The sequence below is a fragment of the Ochrobactrum sp. Q0168 genome (assembly GCF_016427605.1).
GTDB lineage: Bacteria > Pseudomonadota > Alphaproteobacteria > Rhizobiales > Rhizobiaceae > Brucella.
Genome location: NZ_JAELXQ010000017.1, coordinates 15,086 through 35,692, shown reverse-complemented (window position 1 = coordinate 35,692; position 20,607 = coordinate 15,086). Strand labels below are relative to the sequence as shown.

Here is a 20,607-nt window from a genome sequence, read left to right as displayed (position 1 = left end):
TCTCTCTTCTCTAACGAATATTCTAGAAACGCAGGCCCAGATTCACGGTGGCCGTGTGGCCAACGGTGTCGTCGCTCCATTGGCCCTGATAGCCAAAGGTCAAACGTGTGGTGTTGTTGGCATCGTAGAATGTCAGACCAGTGTCCACACGTCCGGTCAGATCGCCCGTCTGGCTATAATTGCGGAACGTACCGTCTGCACTACTCGCACCGGCGAAGGTTGCGTTAATGAAGACGTCATTCTTATTAGCAAAGCTGACCTCACCGCGCAGATAAGCCTGCATCCACAACGTGCTGCTGATCTGTGTATCGACGCCCACTTCAAGTGATGGCGTTGCCGCCAAGACCCATTGCCCCGTGCTGTCCAGCTCCAATCCAAAGTTGGTGTCGTTTTCCGAAGCGCTGCCCGAATAGAGATAGCTGGCGTCGAAATCAAATGCGGGGCGCAGATAGACAGGACCACCATCGGGTCGATAGTGATAGGCGGATCCGAGTCTAAAATTAGCCTGACTGATCCGTTGCTTCGCCGTCGCCGTTCCCCCGATTACGAGATCTCCACCGGGCAAAGCACCATAAATATCGATCAGACGTGTGCTGTCATATTGCGCCGTCGCACCATTGAGAATGCCATAAAGCTCCCACGGACCCTTATACTTCGACAGAGATACGCCCAGCATTGCGCGCTGCCCGTCTGCCGAAAAGCGGTCTCCGCTCGTCAGACTGAAATCTTCGAAGCCCGTTCCGAAACCCAGATAGAGATTTTCTTTGAGCGGCATACGAACACCGGCATACAGACCGGCGGTTTGCGTATCGAAGCTTCTATACTGGAACGACGGGTCCCGATCCAACGTGCTGGCGCTGCCCGTAAACCAGTAGCAGCTATGTTCATCTCCCATACGCGCTGCAAAATTGTCGTAACCACAATCAGCCATGGTTCGTGCAAAGCGATAACCAGACTGCAAGGCGTCAACTTGCGTGGTCGCGTAGTCCTCCGAACCAAGATTGTCGACCGCATTGAGCACTTCGGTACTAGTCTGCATGTTGGCAATCAGGGCGAACATTGGCCCCATACTGGTTGAGCCCTGTCCCGACAGAACCCGTGCGATGTGTTCTGCGGTTTTGGTCTGATTGCGGTTCATCCCGGGCATCTGAAAATCGGCATGCGGGATGAGGTCGATTGTGCTGCCGTCACCAGTCGGTCCATTCAACCCGATTTCATAGCTCATCACAGCTGTACCAAGTACGGTAGTGCCGGCATTCGCGGTTGTCCCGCCTGCATCGACGAGCACCAGCGGACGTAAACGGTCCAGCTGATGGAGCACCGGTTTCACTGTACCGGCAATGGTAGCATTGCCGGTGACATTGATCAGGTCGCTCGCGCCGCCAGCGGCTGTATCCTGACGGAAATAGACATCTGCGGTGTAGGCCGCCGTGCTGCCGAATGTCAGAGAGCCATTAACCGCTGTCGTCTGGCTGACATTCTCAGTCACTTGCAGATCCGACGCCGCCATACGGGCGCTCAACGCCGTATTTGGCACGTAATAAGCGACGCCACCCAGAGAAAGATTGCCGTCGATAGTTAATTGACCCGACGCGCCAAGATTAACTTCATCTTGGGCGTAGAAGGTCGCACCTGGCCGAACCGTCATGCTGTTGGTGCCACCACCGAGATCGATATTGCCAACCGCACGACCATTGAGTGTCACCTGTTCAGAACCGCCACCTCCGCTGATGATACGATTATTGAGCGCCATCAAGAAACTGTCGGAAGAAAGCGACAACGTATTGGCCACCCCGCCATCGATCATGATTGCAGCGGTCTCAGCGGCAAGACTATCGGTAGATTGCCCGTTGCTACCGCCGACAATAACACCGTTCAGTGCGATATCGATATCACCTGCGCCGTCCTTGCCTTCGGATTGAGCCAGGACGGCAATGCCGCGCTCACCAAGCGACAGAATATTTCCTGTCAGGTCGAGGGTGACACTTCCGCCGCGGCCTGTGCCGCCGGCGCTACCATGGAACAAGCCGTCAACACTGCCGCCACCACCACCGAGGCTCTGCGCCAGTATGCCGATAGCGTCCTTACCCATCACCATAACGTTGCCGCTGTTGGTGAAGTCGATAGCGCCACCACTACCGCCGTTATTATCCGACAGCAGCAGATTGACTGCCGACGGCGCCAGATCCGTGCCGACCAGACCGCCGCCACCGCCGATACTTTGCAGCACAAAGCCGTGGGCTTGGTCACCCGTCGTGGTGATATCGCCGCTGTTCTGGAGGGTTATTGCTCCGCCATCGCCGGTTGAACCATCGCTTGCGCCAAGGGTAATCGTGGCCTGATCGAGGCTGGTCAGATAGACTTCACCACCGCCCGCACCGATGGACTGGACGATTTGACCGCTGGCATTATCACCCAGGGTGCTGACTGTGCCGCTCAGGTTTAGGGTGATATCGCCGCCATTGTTGCGGAAGGAAGGATCTGCGCCGAGCGTAACCACTGCATTGCGCTGACCGGAGCTTCCGCTACCCGATGCACCTGCAACAATCATGCGCCCCCCGCCGCCGCCGATAGATTGCGCGAGACCGCCACTGGAAAGATTGCCGAGTGTCGTGACATCCCCAATACGATTGGCAACCAGATCGCCGCCTGAAGCATCGTCCGTGTTGATCGCTCCGAGCATCGCGCTCAGAGCGATATCACCAGTGCTGAGCGAACCGATTGTCGTCGTCGACATACCGCCGCCGCCGCCGATGCTCTGGAGCAACATGCCCGCCGAACGATCAGACGTGGTGACGATATCACCGTGGTGCGTCTGGTTTACCGAAGCCCCCGCATTTCCGTCCACATCATTGCCACCCAGGGACAACGAGCTGCTCAAAGACGCCACAGATGACCCGCCCGCGCCTTCTTCAGACGCCGCCGCGAAATCGAGGAATGTATCCACATTGCCGCCGCCGCCATTCACCGATTGGCTGAATACGGCCTGACTGCCCGCACCGCTGACAATGATGTCACCGGTACTGTTAACGGTGACTGTGCCTGCAGTGCCTTGTGCTCCAAGGCGTGCGCCAAGCACTGTCGAGATGACATAATCGGCCGCCATAACAGCCGGAGTGGAAATCGAAAGCGCAGCATTGCCGCCGCCGCCACCGACCGACTGCGCGAAAATACCATAGCTCTTTTCGCCGCTGACGCGGATCGTGCCGCTGTGGTTGACCGTGACATTCCCACCGTCTGCGCCATCGCCGCCTGCACCGCCAATAGCGATCTTGGAGTAGGACTGCCCCCTCGCCTGATTGACCAGATCATTAAGCGACAATGCAACCGCCATGCCGCCATTGCCGCCGCCACCGCCAACGGATTGGGCCAGCACGCCATAAGACTGTGCGCCCGATACGCTGATTTCGCCAGTATTGGTAACTGTGACATCGCCAGCCGCGTTACCGCTGCCGCCAGAACCGCCGATATTCAGTGCCATAGTGGGATTGGCTTCTGTTCCTTTTTGCAGGGCGAGGCTGCCGGTTATCGAGTAACCACCATTGCCGCCGCCGCCCCCAATAGACTGGGCCAAAATACCATGTGCCTTGTCGCCACGGGTAACGATGAGGCCGTCATTGACGACATTGACCGCGCCGCCGGTACCGCCCATACCGCCAGCGCCGCCGATTCCAAGCTGCAAGCCCTGTTCCGCATTGGCCGTGCTGGCAGGTTTGGTGACCGTAACGGAAAGAACCTCACCACCATTACCGCCGCCGCCGCCAATTGATTGGGCGAAGATACCGTGGCCTTCGTCACCATCGGTTATAATTCTAGCGTCAAAGGCGTTGAAAACGTCCACAGTGCCACCGGCACCGCCAGTACCACCAGCCCCACCGATCAACAGCGCATTGCGCGTGCTGTTATCGGCGTCGCTACCAGCAATGATGTTGCGAACATGCTGCGCGTCACCGCCGCCGCCGCCAACAGCTTGGGCAAAAATGCCTGCCGCCTGTTTGCCCTGAGTACCAATATCGCTCGTATTCGTAACGCTGACATTGCCGGAAACAGCACCCGTGCCTCCGGTACCACCAATTGCAAGTGTCGACGTGCTGGCAATGGTCGAGCGAAGATTGACAATCGTGTTCTCGACCAAGCCGCCTTTGCCGCCGCCGCCGCCAACGGATTGCGCCATGATGCCATGAGCGGCATCTCCAAGGGTGGTGAGAACGCCGTTATTTGCGACGGTGACATCCCCCGAGGACATGCCATCGCCGCCAGAACCGCCAATATTCATCGAGGTTGTTGTCCCGATTTCGGTGCCTTTAACCAGGTTCTTGATAATATCAAGCGGAGATGTGCCCGCCTTTGCATAGCCACCTGTACCACCAGCACCGCCAACGGATTGGGCCAGAATACCAATGGAGCCGCCGCCCTCAGTCGCAATACGGGCAGTGCTGACCACATCGACATCGCCTGACGTGCCGCCACTTCCGCCCGTACCACCAATATTCAATGAATAAGACGTCGCCTTCCCGGCCGAGCCGGTTGCTCCGCCGCCATTGCCGCCGCCGCCGCCAACTGACTGCGCAAAAATGCCGTGCGAGTCGTCGCCAAGCGTGTACAACAAGCCATTGGCTTCGACCGACACATTGCCTGAAGTGCCGCCTTGACCGCCTTCCAGACCAACGCTGACCGAGAAACTGCTGCCGGTCTTGTCGCCATCTTTCGGTGTCGTCAAGGAAACCGATGTTGCCGAGGAATTGCCGCCACCATTGCCGATGGATTGTGCAAACAGGGCATGTGAGCGATCGCCTTGTGTGCGTATCAGGCTGTCGCTTCTGACTGTAACATCACCGGAAGAACCGCCAGTACCGCCAACACGGCCAATGGTGATGCCGATATTGCCATCTTCGCCACCTGTGGAGAGCACATTATAGCCGGCATTACCGCCCCCGCCGCCAACCGACTGGGCAAATATGCCATGCGCGTCGTCTCCAGATGTATCAATGACGCCGGTATTATCGACCGTAACATTGCCGCCTGTGCCACCAGCGCCTGTACCGCCGCCGATAGCCATGCCGAAGCCTTTGTTTTTGGAAGCATCTCCCGTTTCAAAGACCAACCCGGCATTAAATGCGGCGTTACCGCCACCGCCGCCAAGCGATTGTGCAAAAACGCCGTAGCTTCCGTCCTGAAGGGTAACAATATCGCCAAAATGGCTGATATCCACCTGACCGCCATTGCCAGCATTACCCGCCGACCCACCGACCGCGATGATTGCGGAATTGACGGTTTTATTGCTTCCGCTGCCGCCGCCACCGGTCGAGGTTTCGGCTTTATCAAGCGTGTCCGTAATGCCGGTAACCGCTGACGAATCCACACCGTCATTGACAGTTTCCTTGCGGTCGCCTGCCGATCCGCTATTACTGCCGGAACCCGTGGTCCTGCTTATACCGAGAACTGCGTTGATCCCGGCATCGCCACCGCCGCCGCCAATACTGCTTGCCTCGATACCATGCGCACCAACACCATCGGTCAGGATCAGCCCCGCCGACTGGAGGGAAGTTCCTCGTGTGACGCTCACATTGCCCGCATTACCGCCGCTCGTGCCAGTACCACCAATGCCGATACCGACCGGCGTGCTATCCTTGGTCGCAACTGCGGTTACGTTGATGCCACCGGTACCGCCGCCGCCGCCGACGGACTGGGCAAAGATACCGCGGGAATGATAGCCGTTGGTCGAGATGTCGCCGTTTGAAGTGACATCAACATTGCCAGCATCTGCGCCGACGCCGCCATAGCCACCAAGACCTGCAACAATGCTGAGATCGGTTGCGCCGCCGGAGCTGTCGGAACTGCCCCAGTTCAACTGTCCGCTGACATTGAGCGCGCCATTACCGCCGCCGCCGCCGATAGATTGCGCAAGAATGCCATGCTTCCAGTTACCCTCGACCGCAATGGTGCCCTCATGGTCAACGCTGACATCGCCCGATACGTTACCTGCACCGCCCGATCCGCCAACACCGAATGTAATGGAAGGGATTTTGCCGTCTTTGCTGAGCGCGATGCCGCCTGAGACGTTCAGCCCACCGTTGCCGCCGCCGCCGCCGATGGATTGCGCCAGAATGCCAGCTGAACCTTCTGTGTCAGGCAGTTTCTCATCGCTCTTAAACAGTCCAAGATCGACAAAAAGTGTCTTGAGACCGAATGAATCGACCAATCCTGCCGTGGTGTCGACCACCGAATTACCCAACACATCGCGCAGTTTAGTTTCAAAGCTCTGGTCAGTCGGCTTTCCGAAGTCGCTTGGATCCGTTGTGACCTGAATGTCGGCCCGTGCGGTAACACTAACATTGTCCGCGCGGCCCGCATTGCCGCCCATGCCGCCAACACCGACGATCAGCGATGTATCCGACACTATGCCGCCAGAAACATTCATACCACCATTGCCACCGCCGCCACCCACGGACTGCGCAAGGATGCCCGAACGTCCCGTACCATGGGCAAGGATGGTGCTGCCATCACCGACATTGACATCGACCGTACCCGCATCCCCGCCGATACCGCCAAAACCACCAACGCCGATCAGCACACCGTAGGATTTGCTGTTGTCTGCTTGGCCTTCGCCGGGCTTGCTGCTGATTGCAACGCCACCGCTGACATTGAGGCCGCCATCACCGCCGCCGCCGCCGATCGATTGCGCAACCAGACCATCTGCGCCTTGCGTTTCATTGAACGTGACACTGCCATCACTATTGATGGTGCGCGGCAAAGCGGTCAGCGCGCCAGTATAAGAAAGACTGACTGCGCCCGCATCGCCGCCGCCACCGCCAAATCCGCCGACACCAGCGGAAACCGAAAAGATCGTGCTCGATCCAGATGGCTTGGTCAAAGCCAGTGAGCCGGAAACATTGGTGCCGCCGACACCGCCGCCGCCGCCGAGACTTTGAGCCATCAGGCCGGTAGACCGGTCGCCGAATGTATTGACCGTTCCAATGACATCAAGATCAACGGCCCCGGCATTGCCGCCCGCGCCGCCAAATCCGCCAAGACCAAGCGATACAGCCGCGCCAGATTGCCCCGTGATGCTGACTGCGCCTGAAACATTCAGGCCGCCCGTACCGCCACCACCGCCAACCGACTGTGCCATCACGCCGATGCTCTGATCACCCATTGTGGTGATGTTGTCATGGGCAGCCGTAACGCGTACCTTGCTCGTGACATCGCCTGCATTGCCGCCGCCGCCACCGAACCCGCCCAGGCCGAGCGATGCCGCTCCGCCACTTTGTTGCGTAAGGTTGACAGTGCCGGAGACGTTCATCCCTCCGTTACCGCCGCCGCCGCCAAGGCTTTGCGTCACGATGGCCGAGCTTCTGTCGCCAATGGTAAGGACGCCGCCGGTCACATTCGACGCCGTCAGGGCACCTGCATCGGCACCCGCGCCGCCAAACCCGCCCAGACCAAGCGCTACAGCTGCACTTGTTTGACGCGACAAGGAAATAGCGCCACTGACATTGAGACCGCCATTGCCGCCACCACCGCCAAGGCTTTGGCTGAGAATACCGATAGAGTCCTCGCCCAGTGTTTGCACATAGCCGATGACCGTCTGGTCAACGGAACCTGCAACACCGCCATCGCCACCAAAACCGCCGATACCCAATCCAAGGGATCCGGAAAATTGCGGCGCGACCGAAAGGCCGCCGGAGATATTGATACCCCCGTTACCGCCACCGCCGCCAAGGCTTTGCGCGACAACACCCGACGAACGGTCGCCGAACGTGAAGACATTGCCTGAATAGCTGCCAGTTACATCGCCAGCGTATCCACCAGAACCGCCGAAACCACCAATACCGACAGCTGCAACACCTGAACCATTGCCCGCAATACTGACCGCGCCACTGATGTTGATGCCGCCGTTACCACCGCCGCCGCCAACCGACTGAACCAGCACACCGGTTGAATCAGCGCCAAACGTGACAACGTCACCGGTGAAACTATTGGTTGCGATATCTGCGTGACCACCGTCACCGCCAAAACCGCCAATACCAATGCCAACGGCACCGCTGTTTTGTGCGGCCAAACTCACGGCACCGGAAACATTGATCCCGCCATTGCCGCCGCCGCCGCCAAGCGATTGCACCACCACACCAGCCGAACGATCACCTTGGGTGAAGACATTTCCGGTCATTTTCCCAGAAGCCATTCCGGCGTCGCCGCCCCCGCCGCCCGAGCCGCCAATGCCGATACTGGCCGCGCCCGATCCATTGCCTGAGAGGCTGACGACACCGGCGATATTGATTGCGCCATTGCCACCGCCGCCACCGGCGGACTGGACGACCACACCGCTCGCATCATCGCCTGACGTTTGGACATTGCCATTGATCGTGCTGTCTGCTTTGGCCGCATTGCCGCCATCGCCACCGCTGCCGCCTAGTCCAACGGCAACACCGCCAGCGCCTGTACCGGCTGCTGTCACTGTTCCCGATACATTGAGGCCGCCGTTACCACCCCCGCCGCCAAGCGACTGGACGACCACGCCGCCAGAACCATTGCCTTCTGTGATGACGTCACCGGTGAGAACCGACGTCGCATTGCCCGAAGCGCCACCGGCGCCGCCGGAACCGCCGATGCCGACAGACGCACCGCCGGCACCTGTTCCCGCGACTGCAACGGTCGCCGAAACATTCATGCCGCCATTACCGCCACCACCGCCAAGCGACTGAACAAGCAGAGCCGTCGAGCTGTCGCCAATAGTCGTGAGATTGCCCGTGACCTTGCTGCCAACTGTGCCGCCTGTGCCGCCTGCTCCCGCACTACCGCCGAGACCGACACCGACCGCACCCGACCCGGTTCCTGCACCCGTCCCAGCAGGGAACACATTAACCCCGCCATTGCCACCGCCACCGCCAATCGATTGTGCGACAACCGCCGCCGATTGGGCACCATGAGTTAGCACATCATTTTCAACCGTCAGGTCGACCGTGCCACCATTACCGCCACCTGCACCGCTACCACCCAGACCGACCGAGATCGCACCTGATCCCGTACCTGCGCCGGATACCGTTGGCGTGATATTGAAACCGCCATTACCGCCACCACCGCCAACCGACTGCGCCAGAACACCCGTGGACGCATCGCCGCGCGTCTCGATATTCGCGGACGTATGGGCGGTTACCGTCGAACCGTTGCCGCCGCCAGCACCACTACCGCCAAGCCCAACACCGATTGACCCTGCTCCAACACCTGCGACGGACAGCCCGGCGCTGACATTGAAACCGCCATTACCGCCACCGCCGCCGATAGACTGCGCAACGAAGCCAGATGACGCAAAGCCTTCCGTCAGGATCTCTCCGTTCGATGCCGCGTTGACTACGCCGCCGTTACCACCACCCGCACCATCACCGCCGAGCCCAACGCTGACCGTTCCGGTCCCTGTCCCAGCCCCGGCAATCGAACCAGAGACGTCGAACCCCCCATTCCCGCCGCCACCGCCGATGGACTGCGCGACAACGCCTGAAGAGCGATCTCCTTGCGTCCATACATAGCCGTTGGTTGTGAGAGTGACTGTGTCGCCCTTTGCGCCCCCGCCGCCACTACCCCCCAATCCAACGCTGACAGCACCGCTGCCGACGCCCGAACCACTCAAGGCACCAGAAACATTAAACCCGCCATTGCCGCCGCCACCGCCAATGGATTGCGCCAGAATGGCCGTGGAGTCTTTGCCTTCCGTCGTTACGTTTCCATCGACGGTTGCAGTGACGGTGGAGCCGTCGCCGCCGCTGCCGCCTGAGCCGCCAAGCCCTACCGAAACGGAACCGCTTCCAGCCCCTGCTCCAGACAAGGTCCCCGACACAGAGAACCCTCCATTACCGCCGCCGCCGCCGATTGACTGGATTACAGCGCCAGCCGCGCGTTCACCTTGGGTTCCCACATCGTTGTTGATATGGGCGGTTACCGCACCGCCATCGCCGCCAGCGCCTCCTAAACCGCCAAGCCCGACAGACACCGCGCCCGCACCAGCACCAGCGCCGGCCCCACTCGCTGCAACAGAGAACCCTCCATTCCCGCCGCCACCGCCGATCGACTGGATCAAAATTGCACCGGAATCGTCCGCTTCCGTTGCAACGACGGCATCCACCCGAGCATTCACCCCACCACCATTGCCGCCGCCAGCGGCCGAACCGCCGACGCCGACGCTGACTGCTCCGGCACCGCCGCCACCACCCGCAAGCCCCGCTGCGATTGAATAGCCACCATTGCCGCCGCCACCGCCGATTGACTGGGCAACAACCGCAGTCGAGAACTGACCCGTCGTGCGGATCAGGTCACCACCGGCGATCAGGTCAATTGCCCCGCCGGTACCGCCGCCGGCACCACTTCCGCCAACACCGACGTTGACATTGACTGTAACGCCTGCGCTGCCACCGACGCTGCCTGCAATGCTACCGCCGCCGTTACCACCGCCGCCGCCGATGGATTGAGCAAGCAGAGCGGACGAGCTGTTGCCGCGTGTCGTAATATCGGCATCCGTATAAACACGAACCAATCCGCCACTGCCGCCAGCGCCCGCTGAGCCGCCGATACCCACGGATAGATTGCCGGAAGCGATCAACGATCCGCCAGCTGTCGCAGCCACGGCGAGACCACCATTACCGCCACCGCCCCCAACCGATTGGAAAATCATACCGGCGGAACGCTCTCCCGTGGTCACAACGCTGCCCGAGAAGCCCGGAGCGACCAGATTGCCACTCCCATCGACGGTGCCGACGAGGACTTGACCGCCATGACCGCCTGCGGCGCCCGATCCCCCGACACCGATTGCCAGAGATGCAGAAGCCAGGCCACCAGAGGCGGCGGCTGAAATCGCGTAACCGCCATTACCACCACCACCACCGACGGATTGCAGTATGATGCCTGCCGCGTCCGCACCAGCGGTCTGGACAGCGGCATCACCGCTACCAGCCAATATCGCTGTTCCACCGTCGCCACCGACACCACCCGATCCGCCCACGGAGATAGAAGCGGCACCAAAAGCACCGACTGCCACACTGACAGCACCGCCGCCATTGCCCCCGCCGCCGCCGATCGATTGGGCAATGACGCCGGTCGACCGGTCACCAGTCGTCACAATCCGGGAAGGCTGGCTGGCATCTGTGTTGGAAAGCGTCACTTTGACCTGATCGCCTGCGCCGCCATTACCGCCTGCGCCGCCAACCGCCACACCAGCAAACGCACCGACTGCGCCAGACGAGCCGCCATTACCGCCGCCGCCGCCAATCGATTGGGCAATGATGCCCATTGCATCCTGTCCGCTGGTCATGATGACGCCGTCATTGGTTACGCTAACCGCTGCCCCGTCCCCACCGCCGCTACCGCTGCCGCCAACCGAGACCATACCTCCGGTTGAACCACCATCACCACCACCGCCGCCAATCGACTGCGCGATTATCCCCCGCGCGCCATCGCCTTCGGTGACGATCCGGCCAATATTGCTGACAGAAACGTCCGATCCGCTACCGCCCTTCGAACCGTTTCCGCCGATACTCACCAGACCATAGGCATTTGTCCCCTGGCCGCCGGAACCGCCAATGGATTGCGCCATGATGCCATCGGCGAGATCGCCTTTCGTATAGATCGACCCCGTTCCCTCGTTCCTCACGCTGACAGTGCCACCGGAACCGCCATTAGAGCCCACGCCGCCAAGCGCCAGCGCGACCAGACCTGCCGCCGTACCGCCAGCACCGCCGCCACCGCCAATCGACTGCGCCATGATCCCGCGTGAAGCCACGCCGTGCGTTTCTATGGTGCCGCCATTCGTGACTTTAACCTCGCCCCCATCACCACCATTGTCAGCACTGCCTATCAACGAAACCAACAGGTTACTGCTTGCGCCCGCAGATCCACCCGAACCACCAATGGACTGCGCAAAGATACCATTCGAATAGCCACCCTCTGTAAGGATCGTCGCACCGGCAAAGGTTTTGACGTCGACCTGCCCACCGCTGCCGCCTGACCCGCCACCACCCCCTGTCCCGACAAGGCCCCACTGATCGCCGCCGTTACCGCCATTATTACTGACACTCAGCGCATAAATACCGTGAGCATTCGTTCCACGAGTAGAAATGGCACCCGACTGGTTCACAGTGACATGTCCACCGTCGGAGGAGTGTCCGCCAGCACCCCCGCTGGGCGCGACATAACCGCCGCCACCATCTCCGGCTTCGCCACTGCGACTATAGGCAAATATGCCATAATGATTGTCGCCACTTGTCTGAATCGTGCTTGATGCGGCTTGTGTTGCAATAACGGTACCGCCAGCACCGCCGTCGCCTCCGTCGCGGCCGCTCCAGAAACTGCCGTAGGAATTACCGCCTTTGCCACCATTGCCACCAACGCTGCCGACTTCCCACCCCACATTGGAGGTTGCGTTGACATCTGTGGTCAAGGTTTGAACGTTGGTTGGTCCGGTCGCGCCATCGCCACCCGAGGACGGAGGAACGAAGAGCGCCCCTGCTCGCCCGTTCTTGCCGTTTTTGCCGTAAACGACTTGTTTGACGCCATTTGGCCCATTCACATCGACAGGCGGAATGAGCGTTCCGTCAGTGCCAGCACTGTTAAAATTTTCATTAAAAATTGCGGTCGCTTGGCCAAGCGGGATTTCTATGTTACTTGCCGCTTCTGCACTCGAAATTACAGCTTTATTGTCGGCAATAGAGACAACCACAAAAGCGACTGGGTCCGGCGTGTCGTTGTTATAGAAGACTTCACCAGGGGCTTTCACCAGGAATGTATAGCCATCGTCAGTCTGAACAAATGCGGTCGTTCCAGCGGTCGCAGTTCCCGCCGGGTCAACGATCAATGCAGTGACGGTTGTTTTTAACCCCGTTATAGGGTTTGTCACTTCTTGATTGACGGATGATGTTTTTGACGGTTCGGGCGGATCGGCAGCAAAAACTGTCGAGCTGCCAACGGCGAGGTAAATACCTGCCATAACCGCAAACTGCACCGGCAGACCCGCCGACGACCGATGTCCACGCGCACGCTTCCCGATTTTCATGACGGTCCCACCCGGTACCGCTACTGCCCCACAATCTCTGTACGCTGCGGTCACGCGTACGAGATTATTCATGACGTGTCACACGACACTTCATTACTAAGTCTGGATTTTCCCTCAACTTGACTGCTATTGCTTAAAACTGGCAAATTCGGCAGCCCAGCTGGAGAATATGTTCCAGTATTAGCTTAAAATCAATACGCCAGTTCTAAAAACGGCAGAGATTTATGCCTTTCGAAGCCAAAAACACAGCCACAAAAAGCTGGTTGCTTGAATCAATTAAATATAAAATCTACGCTAACGGCAAAGGGCCAACAATACGGCAAATGTCGTATTTCGTGACAACGCACACTCAGATGAACTCGATGATCATGGCTGAATGTTCGAATAACCTGGTGGCTTCTCGAATTTGAGGGAATGCTGAATGCGCTGACTTGAAATATGCGCAACAGCTTGTTGGCTATCGCGCTTCAGCAATAGCATACTCAACTGGTTATAGTTGAGATAGATTGTATGATTTGAAATCTTATGAGATCTTTATCAAGCGCACTTTACTTTAAAGAAAAGGCGACCTACCAAACGACAATTGTCGCCAAATCTTCCTCGAATATTGCCAGCCAAGATAACTGTCTGTCGCAAAAGTGTTCACTTCCAGCCTCGCATACAGCCGCAGCCTTCGTTATCTGAAGGTGCTACAAATGGCCACCGCAAAAGTTCAGCGCATGAAAAGCTGCCGCAACGAGACCTTTGCGGCTCGATCGTACAAGAACAATGCTCCAGTTACCACTTCACGCGGAAACCCACAGTTCCCTTATAGGCATAGCTGTCGCCAAAATTAGCCAGGCTCGTGTTGATCGAACCTTCGCCATAGAGCGAATATTTGTCGCCATTCCAATTATAGCTGCCGCCAAGCCCGATGCCGCCCCAAAACCGGTCGTTACGGCTGGTAAATCCGGTACCGGAAACATCCACCTTGGTTCCATCCAGAAACTCATAATAGAGATTGGCGATGCCGTAGAGATAGGTTCGGTCGATTAGGCCACTATCGTTGTACCAAGAGTTCTGCCGATCAATGCTCAAGCCAAGGCGACCTTGCAGACTATCGCCTCGGTCAAGACTCACCTGCGCGCCAAAAACATCATTGAAGCTGTCGAAATCGACATTCGAATAAACGAGCTGTGCTTGCGGCGTGACGGACCATTGCTCGTTCAGCATCACACGCTGGCCGCTTTCCAGCGAGAGTGCATAGCCAAACCCGTTATTGCCGTCCGACAGACCCACCCCGGCAAGCGTGGAAGCCAGATCGCTGTCATACCAAGTGGCCTGCGCCTGACCGTCGATATAGAAACCACTTTCTCCATACCATGTCAGCGTGCCGCCAAAACCGTAGCCATCCGTAGAGATTTCGCCGTCGCCATAAATGGAGCGCGTCTTGGCCTTGCCGTGCACATAGTGCACAGTCAAACCACCGATCAGCTTGCCGCTTTCATTTTCGACAAAAAGACCGTCGAGCCCGGCTTGAAGGCGGAACGTGTTGAAATCGTAATCGGTTCCCGATGTCGACGAAAGCGGCGACATATTTGTGTGTACGCCTTCGACGCGGCCCCACACGCCATTATTTTCGATCAAAACGCCCGTTTCCTGCGGCGGCGCGTAAGGCGAACCAATTGGGTCCGCGCCTTCCGACAGCATGACATTGCCTGCATGGCTCCAATATCGGTTACCAACGCGCTGTTGCAGCGTCGGAAGACCGTTCATACCCAAAAGCAGCTGCGGGTAAGCCTCGTAAACCGGTACACCCGGCTGGTACAACGGCAACTCCGGCCCCGGCCCCGGCTCAGGTTCAGGGTTTCCGGGTTCCGGTTCAGGCTCCACCGGACTCATTGTCGAGCGGAGATACCAGTCACCGTCATTCGGCGTCGAGACACCACCCTTATAGAGCCTGTAGGCATAGGCACCCGCAACAACAGCTGGATCGCCATTGAATTCATAGTCACCGAGAAGCGTGAATGAACCATCGGAAGCGCCGCCAACGCTGATGATCCGGATGCCTTCCGTGGTGACGGTGCCTGTGCCGTTCACATTGATGACGTCCACCAGCGTGCTGCCAGCACTATTGCCTGTGACGATGAGCATATCGGTTGCGGAACTATCATTGCCCAATGTTGTATTGAGCCGCAACGCGCCGTTCGATCCGGTATAGTTGCCGTTGATGGTAAGGTAATCACCCACCGAGCTGCCACCGGCCACCAGATCGATCAGACCAGCATTGTCGACCTCGACAGCAGAACCTGCAACGCTCGGCGAGATGGCGTAGCTTCCACCGCTCGCGATGACCGAGCTGGTGCTATCGATAGTCAGTGTGCCCGTCTTTGTTTCGGCGTCGCCAAGTATCAGGTCACCACCCATGGTCAGTTGCGACCCGGTCAAAAGGCTAACTCTTTCCCAGTTGATGAAACGCTCAGGCTGCGATGTCTGCACATTGGTCAGCGTGAGCGTATCCGTGCCAAGACCGCCATCAATCACTGTAGTCGGCTGGACTGTGGCTTTGGTCAGGTTCTCCAGATTTGCGACATCGTCGCCGCCATTCAGGTGGATTTCCCCGGCAATCATGCCGCCCCCAATCCAGTTCAACGTATCGACACCAGCTCCGGTCAGTACGTCGCCGGTGATAGCGCCGCCCGTCACGTTGATGGTATTGACACCACCCGCCAGACTGATCGCCGTGCCGTTACCGCCCGTAATGATACCGGCATTGCTCACCGTATAACGACTGCCGGCACCGAGAACACCGGTAGCCAGTGTGCTAGTAATGACGCCGGTTGCGGTATTCGTCAGGACTGTACCGCCCAGCATATAAACGCCGTTGCCGCCATTCCCGGAAGCGGTGATCGTGCCGGAATTGACGACGGTTTCGTTGACGCCTGCCAGAACACCATAGGCATTCAAACCGCTCACATTCACTGCACCGGTATTGGTCAGAAACCCGAAGCCGCCCAATGAGCGCATGCCATGCGCTGTCTGGCCGGTTGTGGTGATCGTGCCGTTATTGGTGAGCGTTCCCTGATATTGCTTCGACATCCCAAAGCCATTCAGCGACGTGGTCGTAATCGTGCCGTTGTTGACGGCATTGGCATAATCGTCGAGCAGAACGCCGGAACCCGGCGGATTGATGATCGCGCCAGCACCAATCGTTACCGTGATGTTGTCCTGACCGGTCGTCGCGATAACCCCGTATGTGAAGGGATTGGGCGCATTCGCATCGCAGGTAATGGTCTCGCCTTCGTCGGGCTGTCCTTCCGCAGTCGTGGAGCCTGTAATGGCCATGTTCCGTGTGACGTTGAAACACGCTGCTTCGGCAATCGTGGGAAAGACCGCTCCGGCAAGTGTCGCTAATCCGGCAACCGCCAGGGTTGGAACAGCGCGACCGAGGGCGGCTTGTATCATGACGATAGTCACAGAGCTGGCGAGGATTCGATTATATGTCCGGTTGACCATCCAGGAACCCCAATGAAAACAAGAAACTTGTATTCTACAGCTGAATATCGTCATGCCCGCATCGCGGTGGCATCCGGGAACAGGCATCGGGCAGAGTTATTTACGCGCGGCCAAATCAATTCCTCATCAATAAGCAGATAATCGGAACGAGTCGAGTGCTATAACCGCAATCATATCTAAAAAAGAGAATTGTTTTCGAAAGCGCTCATGTCAAGTCAACAAATTACTTTATGAGATGCTGTCGACGCCCTCTGAGCAGATCAACCAATCAATGCCTTCCGACATTCTATAAATTCAGAATCTGTTGCTGGTTCGGCTCAGCAGAGATCGCCAGGCCAGCGACCCTTTCCGGATGGTAAGACTAACATTGAGCACGTCGCAACAGTGTTTTTCTTCGGGCGACGTCCAGTATGATGTGACTCTTTGCTTTACAGGCGTGACCCCACTTGACTCTTCGAAAGGCCGGGTGTTTTTGCCAGAAGTGTTTTATCGCTACAGAAATGCCGACAGGATAGCCTCACGCCATTACAATTAAAGTCTCTTTCGCCCGCTGCGACAGCCAAGCGGCATGGCTTTTGCTTCATGCAGACGGGAGACACTTTACGGGAATACGACAATGTCCAACACAACCACCATCCACAACGACGGAAATACACTGTTTCCGATCGTTCTTTCCATCGTTGCCGCTGCGGCAACCGGCGTTCTCTGGGCTTATGCCAATCCGATCCAGCTGGTTCCGGGTGTGATCCAGTGGCGCATTTTTGCTTTCCTGCCGCCGCTGGTCGGTATTCTTCTGGGCCGCAAGAGCGGCTTCATCTGCGGCTATCTCGGCACGATCATCTGGTCGCTGCTCGCCGGCACCTTCATTCCTGCGCATTCGCTGCTCATCGACGGCATCATGGTTGGCCTGACCGGCCTGATCCCCGGCATTCTGTTCGATCCGAAAACCACGATCTTCAACCGCGCCACGCTGATTAAAATTGCAGCGACCTGCCTGATTGTTGGCCTCTTGATGGTTGCCGCCGTTTCGGCAAGCCTTGCTTATCTCGGCATTTTCCCGTTCTGGTGGGCCGTCATGTATCTTGGTCTTTCCGATATCGTTCCGATGCTGATCGGCACCCCGCTGCTGGTCGTTCCGGCCCTGAAGATTCTCAAGGGCGCGCATCCGTCCGGTTTCACGCGTTTCTGAGAACGGGCCCGGAAAAGTGCTCCAACTGCAGAATGTTAAAGTGGGCTTTGGCGATTCCGTTCTGGCAATCGCCGAGGCCAGCATCAATATCCGTGACGGCGAACGCCTTCTGGTCTGCGGCGCAGGCGGCAGCGGCAAGACGACGCTGCTCAACGCCGCATCCGGCATCGTGCCGCGTCTGATCACCCCGCAGGTTTTCGGCGGCGAGGTGACGCTGAACGGCAAGCCCATCTCTTCCATGTCGAAGGATGAGCTGTTCAGCACGGTCGGCGTGGTGTCGCAGAATGTGGAAGACCAGCTCTGGGATCTCAGCGTCGAAGACCTGATTGCCTTTCCGCTGGAAAATCGCGGCCTTGCCAAAGACGCCGTCCGTACGCGGATCGACGATCTTCTCAACGAGCTTGAACTGAACGCTTTGCGTGGCCGTCGCGTGCTGACCCTTTCGGGCGGCGAGCGGCGCATGGTGGCCATGGCTGCCGCACTGGCCGCCGAGCCGAAGCTCCTGATCCTCGACGAGCCGACCACGGGTCTTGATCCGGCCGCGCGTCAGCGCCTCGTGCGAGTTCTCAAAAAGCTCGGCGCGGAAATTCCGGCCCTGCTGATTGCCGAACAGGATCCTGCCTCCTTGCAGGCCGTCGTCACCGATGTCGGTCTGGTGAAGGACGGCAAGCTTGCGCCCGTCGTGCCGCTTGCTTCCATCATCAATGATGCCGGAGCCTGGGAAAATGCGGGTGTTCTGCCGCCTGTGGCGGTGCGCAAACGCCTTGCTTGTGGCAAAGCCGAGGGTCAGGTGCTCGTTTCCGTGTCGGGCATCAAGACGCAGCTTCAGCGCCGTGACGGACAGCCGGTTCTTGAAAACGTGAATTTCCAGATACGGGCGGGCGAGGTTGTCGGTCTGATTGGCAAGAACGGTGCGGGCAAGACTACGCTGTTCCAGTCCATTTTGGGGCTTCAGAAAATTGCGGCCGGTTCAATCACCATTGGCGGCGAGAATGCCGACAAGTGGACTGCCGCAAAGCGTGCCCGTTCGGTTGCTTATCTGCCGCAGAATATGCGCCGGATTCTGTTCAACATGACGGTGCTGGAAGAGGTGGTCTTCGCCATCACAGCGGCAACCCGCGTGCCGAAGGATGACGCGATCACCGCCCGCGCAACCGCTTGCCTGCACAAATATGGTCTGGGCGGTCACGAGGAAACCAACCCGTTTGCGCTTTCCTCGCGGCAGCAGGCCTTGCTTGGTCTCGCCTGTGCGGAAGCGGCGGGCGCTTCGGTTGCCATTCTCGATGAGCCGCTTCTGGCGCGCGATCTCAACGGTCGCCGTATGCTGGAACTGTTCCTCGAAACCACGCTCAGCGAAAACCGTGCCGTGATGTTGATCTCGCACGATCTGGAACTGGTGGACGATGTGTCGTCCCGTGTCATGATCCTCGATAACGGCCATGTCACTTTCGATGGCGATGTGGATGCGTCCTGGGCGTCCGATGCCTATGGCGCACTGGGCTGGCCCAAGCCGCGTGTCGTCGAGACGGGAGAAGCCGCATGAAAATCTTCTACGAACTGAACTTCTTCGTGAAGCTTGTCGCGGCTTTTCTGGTTATGCTTGCGGCCTGGCTGGTGCCCGGCTGGCATTATGGCGTGCCGCTGGCGCTGGTGACGGTCGGCTTTCTGGTGCTGGTCAAGGTGCCGGGCCTGCGCGGCTATCTCAAAGGCGCGATGCTGTTGACGCTGCTCGTCATGGCGAGCTGGATTCTCAATCTCGTGCTGCAAGGCATGGCCTTCGTGGACACATTGCCGATTGCCGCCGGTATGGCGGCGCGACTGGTGACGACAACGGCGGCCTTCTATTTTGTGATGGAAACCAGCACGCCGGGCTCCATTTTGGCGGCGGCAAGCGCTGCGCGTCTGCCGCCCATGGTGACGCTGGTGCTGTCGCTGACCTTCGGCATCATTCCGATGCTGCGCGAGGATTTCGAACGTATCGCGGACGCCCAGCGCGCCCGCGGCATGGAAATCGATGACGTATCCTTCCCCATGCGCCTGCGTTTTGCGCTGGCGCGCGGTGTTCCGCTTCTGGTGCAGGCAATCCGCATGGCGCATGCCATTTCGCTTTCGCTCGCCATTTACGGCTTCGACACCAAACGCAAGCGCACCACATGGCGCAATGTCGGCCTGCTGGTCGAATCACGGCTCAATACCAAGGACATAAAACGATGACTGAAGACACGAAACTTTCCGGGAATGGACAGGTCTGGACCGTCGATGTGGCAGGCCGCAAGGTCGATCTGCCGATTGTGCCGATCAATCCGAATTTCGCCATTTCCCTGATGATGGTTATCGATCTCGGTGTTCGCTTCGGTGAGCATGTGGGCAAGGCGCTGGCCGAAAAGCTGGCTCCGCTGAAACCCGATGTGATCGTCGGCGCGGCAACGCTTGGCATTCCGGTCGCGATTGAAGTGTCGCGCGCGCTTGGTCTCGACGATTATGTCGTGTTGCAGAAGTCGCCGAAAATCCATCTTGGCGATGCGCTGGTGCAGACGATTTCCTCCATCACCTCCAAGGGCGAGCAGCGTCTGCTTCTCGACCGTCAGGCAATCCCGCTTCTCAAGGGAAAGCGCGTCGTCGTGGTGGACGATGTCGTGGCGTCGGGTTCGAGCCTCAAGGGTTCGGTCGAGCTGGTGCGCAAGGCAGGCGGCGAGGTCGTCGGCCTTGGCGTTATCCTCACCGAAGCCAGGGACTGGCAGGCAACACTGGGCGACGACGTGAAGCTGCTTCACAGCCTCGCGCATATTCCGCAGTTCGACAATCAGGATGGCGAGTGGAAGCCAATTCTGGAGAGCTTTCTGTGAAGACCAATGGAGTCTCGTAACCCTTAACTTCAGGACAG

Annotated in this window: 6 protein-coding genes; 4 read left to right on the top strand and 2 right to left on the bottom strand. The window is 58.6% G+C overall.

Annotated features, from left to right (window positions below):
• Positions 1-22: 22 nt before the first annotated feature.
• Positions 23-13,039, bottom strand: a complete 13,017-nt coding sequence (locus tag JAU75_RS20260) for an autotransporter outer membrane beta-barrel domain-containing protein (RefSeq protein ID WP_199058299.1) — start codon at positions 13,037-13,039, stop codon at positions 23-25.
• Positions 13,040-13,816: 777 nt separating this feature from the next.
• Positions 13,817-16,483: an autotransporter outer membrane beta-barrel domain-containing protein gene (locus tag JAU75_RS20255; RefSeq protein WP_247880562.1), complete on the bottom strand. Its 2,667-nt coding sequence runs from the start codon at positions 16,481-16,483 to the stop codon at positions 13,817-13,819.
• Between the two features lie 667 nt (positions 16,484-17,150).
• Here JAU75_RS20255 and JAU75_RS20250 point away from each other — a divergent pair.
• From JAU75_RS20250 to JAU75_RS20235, 4 genes are read left to right on the top strand one after another with little or no spacing between them, the layout of a single operon-like run.
• Complete coding sequence (locus JAU75_RS20250; RefSeq protein WP_199058297.1) at positions 17,151-17,723, top strand: aminotriazole resistance protein; 573 nt, start codon at positions 17,151-17,153, stop codon at positions 17,721-17,723.
• 40 nt (positions 17,724-17,763) lie between these two features.
• Positions 17,764-19,266: an ABC transporter ATP-binding protein gene (locus JAU75_RS20245; protein WP_371836215.1), complete on the top strand. Its 1,503-nt coding sequence runs from the start codon at positions 17,764-17,766 to the stop codon at positions 19,264-19,266.
• A complete protein-coding gene (locus tag JAU75_RS20240) occupies positions 19,263-19,937 on the top strand; it encodes an energy-coupling factor transporter transmembrane component T (protein WP_199058287.1) in 675 nt (224 codons plus the stop codon). The genes JAU75_RS20245 and JAU75_RS20240 overlap by 4 nt, the downstream gene beginning before the upstream one ends.
• Positions 19,934-20,569, top strand: coding sequence for a phosphoribosyltransferase family protein (locus JAU75_RS20235; RefSeq protein WP_199058285.1), 636 nt, complete (start codon positions 19,934-19,936; stop codon positions 20,567-20,569). The genes JAU75_RS20240 and JAU75_RS20235 overlap by 4 nt, the downstream gene beginning before the upstream one ends.
• Positions 20,570-20,607: the final 38 nt, after the last annotated feature.